General features: G+C 50.1%; 1 protein-coding gene. It reads left to right on the forward strand.

The features are described 5' to 3' along the window. Window positions 1-6089, forward strand: a 6089-nt coding sequence (locus AAC147_RS08975) for a non-ribosomal peptide synthetase (RefSeq protein ID WP_156115302.1), incomplete at both ends; no start/stop codon positions are given.

The following is a 6089-nucleotide window of genomic DNA, read 5'->3' on the forward strand; positions in this document are numbered from 1 at the left end:
GACACTTATGGTCAGCCAGTGCCATTGGGAACAATCGGTGAATTGTATATTGGTGGCGCTGGTGTAGCACGGGGTTATCTGAACCATCCTGATCTGACGGCAGAACGTTTTCTGGTCGATCCATTTAGCCATCAACCGGGGGCACGTATGTACCGCACCGGAGATTTGGCCCGTTACCTGCCGGACGGTAATCTGGTATTTGTCGGCCGCAATGACCAGCAGGTGAAAATCCGCGGTTTCCGTATTGAACCGGGTGAAATTGAAATACGGTTAACCGAACATTCGGCAGTGCGTGAAGCCGTGGTGATATCGTTGGGAGATGAATATGATAAGCGTCTGGTTGCCTATGTCGTGGCAGAAGAGAATGATGAGTTGGCGAATAATTTACGAACTCACCTGAGTACAGTTCTGCCGGATTATATGATCCCGGCGGCTTTTGTCCGTTTAGATACATTTCCGCTGACACCAAACGGCAAGCTGGATCGTCAAGCACTGCCGGCACCGGACGAAAAAGCTTTTGCCCGTCAGACGTATGAAGCGCCACAAGGGGAGATAGAAATCGCTCTGGCCACTATCTGGCAAGAATTGTTGGGAGTTGAACAGATTAGCCGTGATGACAATTTTTTTGCCTTAGGTGGTCACTCTTTATTGGCTGTACAGATGGTGGAGCGCTTACGTCATCAGGGAATCATGCTGTCGGTACGAGATTTATTTCAATCTCCAGAGTTGTCTAATCTTGCCAGAACACTTGCCGAAAAATGGGGACAATATCGGATTGTGACAACGCCGGCCAATGTCATTACACCAGCAACGACGGCGTTAACACCGGAAATGTTACCACTGATTGATTTGACTCAACCTGAGATTGACCTCATTGTCAAACAAATACCGGGTGGCATTGCCAATATCCAAGATATCTATGCCTTATCACCGTTACAAGACGGTATTCTATTCCACCATTTACTGACTGATGCAGGGGATCCATATCTGTTAGTCAGACAAGCGCGGTTTGCAGATCGGTTTTTGCTGAATCGCTATCTGGCAGCCGTTCAATGGGTCGTTGATCGGCATGACATTCTGCGTACGGCCTTTATCTGGCAGGGGGTATCTGTTCCGGTTCAGGTGGTCTGTCGTCAGGCTCCCTTATCAGTGCTTGAACTCACATTAAACCCTGCTGATGGGCCTGTTTGTGATCAACTAATCCAACATTTTGATCCTCATCAGCATCGTCTTGATTTGAGTCAGGCACCGCTATTGCGTTTTGTCGTGGCGCGGGAAGAGGATGGTTCCTGGCGAGTATTGCAACTGTTGCATCATTTGATTGGTGATCACACAACGTTGGAAGTCATGAACCGTGAAGTTCAAGCGTACTTTGCCGGGAAAGAGCGTAATCTGCCTGCTCCGGTTCCTTTCCGTCATTTGATTGCACAGGCACGTCTAGGTATGAGTCAGGAGGAGCATATTCGCTTCTTTACTGATATGTTGGCTGAAGTAGAAGAACCAACGTTGCCATTCGGGTTGACTGGCGTACATCACGATGGTTCTCAGGTGACACAATCACACCGGATGTTAACTGCCGCACTGAATGACAGTCTTCGCCGTCAGGCCCGACGTCTGGGAGTCAGTTTAGCGGCGTTATGTCATGTCGCCTGGGCTCAAGTGCTGTCGCGTACCAGTGGGCAACAGAAAGTGGTATTTGGCACGGTATTGTTTGGACGTATGCAGGCGGGTGAAGGTGCGGATAGCGGGATGGGGCTGTTTATTAATACCTTGCCGCTGCGATTGGATATGGATGACACCCCAATACGTAAGTGTGTACAGGCTGCACATAATCTGCTGGCTGGATTGTTGGAGCATGAACATGCTTCATTGGCATTAGCTCAGCGTTGTAGTGGCATACAAGGCGAAGCGCCTCTCTTTAGCTCCCTGCTTAACTACCGACACAATACACCGCTGGTGGAAATAGATGACAGTATGGCGGGGATTGAGTTTCTTGATGGACAGGAGCGGACCAACTACCCGTTAACATTATCGGTGGAGGATTTTGGCGAAGCACTGGGCCTGACAGTACAAATAGTGCAGCCATTTGAGCCAGAACGGATATGTAGTTACATGCAGCAGGCACTGGAAAGTCTGGCAGGCGTGTTGGAGCAGGCTCCGGAAACACCGGTATGGCAGTTGGATATCCTGCCAGAAGCAGAACGCACACTGTTATTAAAAACCTGGAATATGACGGAAACCCCGTATCCTGAGGCGTTGTGTATTCATCAGTGGTTTGAACAGCAGGTGGTGAAAACGCCACAGGCCACCGCACTGGTCTATGAAAACCAAGTGCTCAGTTATGTGAAATTAAATGCCTGGGCTAACCGGCTGGCACATCAGTTAATCGCTCTGGGTGTAGCACCGGAGCAACGGGTCGCCATTTGTGTATCACGTTCCCCGGCCATGGTGGCCGGGGTGTTGGCCGTCTTAAAAGCCGGTGGGGCCTATGTGCCGCTGGACCCGGCTTATCCGGGAGAGCGTCTGGCCGACAATCTGAGGGATACGGCACCGTTGATAGTGTTGGCAGACCGTCTTGGCCGGTCAGTATTGGGTGAACACGCATTGGCAGAACGAAACGTGCTCGACCCGAATGTCCAGTTTGACCAGCCGGACAGCAACCCGCAGATACCGGTATTGACTTCACGCCATCTGGCGTACGTGATTTACACTTCCGGTTCGACCGGCACCCCGAAAGGGGTGATGGTCGAACATCGTGGATTGGTCAACCTGATTCAGGAGAAAATTACGCAATTTGCAATTGGTGCGGAGAGCCGGGTGTTGCAGTTCGCTTCATTGAGTTTTGATGCCAGTGTCTGGGAAATCATGATGACACTGTGCAGCGGTGCTATGCTGGTTATTCCCACAGACCATGTGCGTCAGGACCCAATCCAGCTATGGCGTTATCTGGAAGCGCAAGCGGTGACACATGTTTGTCTGACACCGTCTCTGCTTAATGACGGGGCAGATGTACCGGTATTAACGAAAAAATTCACTTTGACATTGGCGGGAGAAGCGCCCAGTACGGCGTTAATCCAGGCGCTGTGTGGCCGGGTTACTCTGTTCAATGTCTACGGCCCGACCGAAATAACGGTATGTGCCACGACCTGGCAGTGTCCGTCAGACTATACCGATTCCGCGGTGCCTATCGGGCGTCCAACGGCGAATACCCAGATTTATTTGTTGGATGCGCATCATCAGCCGGTGCCGCCAGGGGCGATGGGTGAGTTGTATATTGGCGGAGTGGGAGTGGCACGGGGCTACCTGAACCGGCCTGAATTAACCGCTGAACGTTTCCTTATCGATCCGTTCAGTGATAGCCCAGATGCGCGCATGTACCGGAGCGGGGATTTAGCCCGTTATCTACCGGATGGTAACCTGGAGTTTCTCGGCCGTAATGACCAGCAGGTGAAAATCCGTGGCTTCCGTATTGAACCGGGGGAAATTGAAGCCCGGTTAGTAGAGCACCCAACGGTGCGGGAATCGGTGGTGTTGGCGCAGGGAGAAGGGCAGGATAAGCGGCTGGTGGCTTATGTGGTAACGGAAACTGTGGTAACAGAAACGGGAGACACAGAAGCGAAGGTGGCGGAAACCGATGAAGGGTTAGCGAACAGCCTGCGTGCCCACCTGAGTGCCTTATTACCGGATTATATGGTGCCGGCCGCTTTTGTCCGTCTGGATGCGTTTCCATTAACGCTAAATGGTAAGCTGGATCGCCGGGCACTACCGTCACCAGACGAGAAAGCCTTTGCCCGCCAGATTTATGAAGCACCACAAGGAGAAATGGAAATTGCTCTGGCGGCTATCTGGCGAGAATTGCTAGGGATTGAGCAGATTAGTCGGCACGATAATTTCTTTGCCCTGGGTGGTCATTCATTACTGGCGATACAAATGATGAATCGGATAATCACTTTAGGCATTGAGCTACCTCTGGTGACACTGTTTAAATCCCCAATCTTGGCTGCTTTTGCTGAGGAGATGAAAAGTCAGTTCGGTGAACGTCGATTGGGTGAATATAGCAATAAACTTCCTGCTATTTTGCCAATATCCCGTGAGAGTCACTTACCGTTATCATTTGCTCAACAACGCCTGTGGTTCCTGACACAATTTGAGGGCGTTGGTGACACCTATTTTATCCCGATGTCTCTGCGCTTGCGTGGTCAGCTTGATATGACTGCCTGGCAGCAGGCACTTGATGCTCTGTTTGCCCGCCATGAAGCGCTGCGTTCAGTTTTTATCACGATTAATGGTCAGCCTCAGGTCGAATTATTACCGGCTGCATCTGGTCTGCCGATGAAAAAACATGATCTACGTAATTCACCTGATGCAGATGAAGAAATTGAGTGTTTATGTACACAGGAAATGGAAACACCGTTTGATCTTGTTAAGGGACCCTTAATTCGCGCTAAATTGATACAACTGGCTGATGATGATTATGTTTTCCTGCTGACTCAACATCATATTGTGTCAGATGGCTGGTCTATAAGCATACTGATCCGTGAACTGAGTGCCCTCTATACGGCTCTTTTGGCAGGAAATACCGAGCCGTTGCTGCCATTGGCGATTCAGTACCCTGATTATGCCGCATGGCAGCGTCAGTGGTTATCATCGGAACGGGTACAAATTCAGTCTGACTATTGGAAAACGGTGTTGGCAAATGCTCCTGTTTTGCTGGACTTACCGACTGATCGGTCTCGTCCATTGGAGCAATCATTTTCCGGGCATGCTATCGCCATTAATCTGGGGACAGAATTAACGGCGTCCCTCAAGCACCTGAGTAAACAGCATGGTGTCACCTTATTTATGACGCTGTTATCAGCCTGGGCCACGGTTTTGTCGCGCTTGTCAGGTCAGCATGATCTGATTATAGGTACTCCGAGTGCAGGCCGCGGCCATCAGGAAGTGGAATCCCTGATCGGTTTCTTTGTTAATACGTTGGCCTTGCGCATTGATTTATCAAATGAACCGAATGTGACTGAATTACTTGCGCGCGTAAGGCAAACCGCATTGACAGCACAGGAACATCAGGACCTGCCGTTTGAACAGGTAGTGGAAATCGTACAACCGCCACGTAGTCTGGCACATACACCGCTGTTTCAGGTGATGTTTGCCTGGCAGAATTTTACCGGACAAAGCTTTACCGGACAAAGTGTTACCGGGAAAAACAACGAACGCCAGGATTGGGAACTGCCGGGACTGGCTGTTACCCCCATGGATCAGGCCTTTAATATAGCTAAATTTGATCTCGAACTGAGCCTGTTTGAGGAGAATGAGCAGATAGTTGGAGCACTGCATTATGCTACGGCTCTGTTTGATCAACCAACCATTGAGCGGCATATCGGGTACTTACAGACAGTATTGCAAGCGATGGTGGCTGACCATCAACAACAGGTCGGAAAAATCGATCTTTTGTCGCCAGTGGAACGTAAATTATTGCTGGAAACGTGGAATACAACTGAAACTACGTATTCTGACACGTTATATATTCATCAGTTGTTTGAACAACAGGCAGCGAAAACCCCGGATGCAACAGCGCTCGTGTATGAAGAACAAAAATTCAGTTACGCGGAACTGAATGCCTGGGCTAACCAGCTAGCACATCAATTGATCACACTGGGTATAACTCCTGATCAGCGGGTAGTGGTTTGTGTAACACGTTCACCAGCGATGGTAGCAGGATTGTTGGCTGTGTTGAAAGCGGGCGGAGCCTATGTACCTCTGGATACTGATTATCCGGGTGAACGCCTGGCGCATATTCTGACGAATTCAGAGCCTGCTATCCTGCTGGCGGATAAGGCCGGACGTCTTGCCTTGGGTGAGAAAGCCATTGCTGATTTAACGGTACTCGATCCTAATGTGTTGCCAGACCAGCCGGAGAACAATCTACAGGTACTCAATCCACAGGTACATAATCCACAGGTCCTTGCCCTGACTCCACAGCATCTGGCGTATGTGATTTATACCTCCGGTTCGACCGGTACGCCAAAAGGCGTGATGGTTGAACATCAGCAACTGGTCCATCAAATTACTGCACTGAGCAGGAAATGGTC

The sequence above is a fragment of the Xenorhabdus sp. NBAII XenSa04 genome, assembly GCF_963866145.1.
Taxonomy (GTDB): domain Bacteria; phylum Pseudomonadota; class Gammaproteobacteria; order Enterobacterales; family Enterobacteriaceae; genus Xenorhabdus; species Xenorhabdus indica.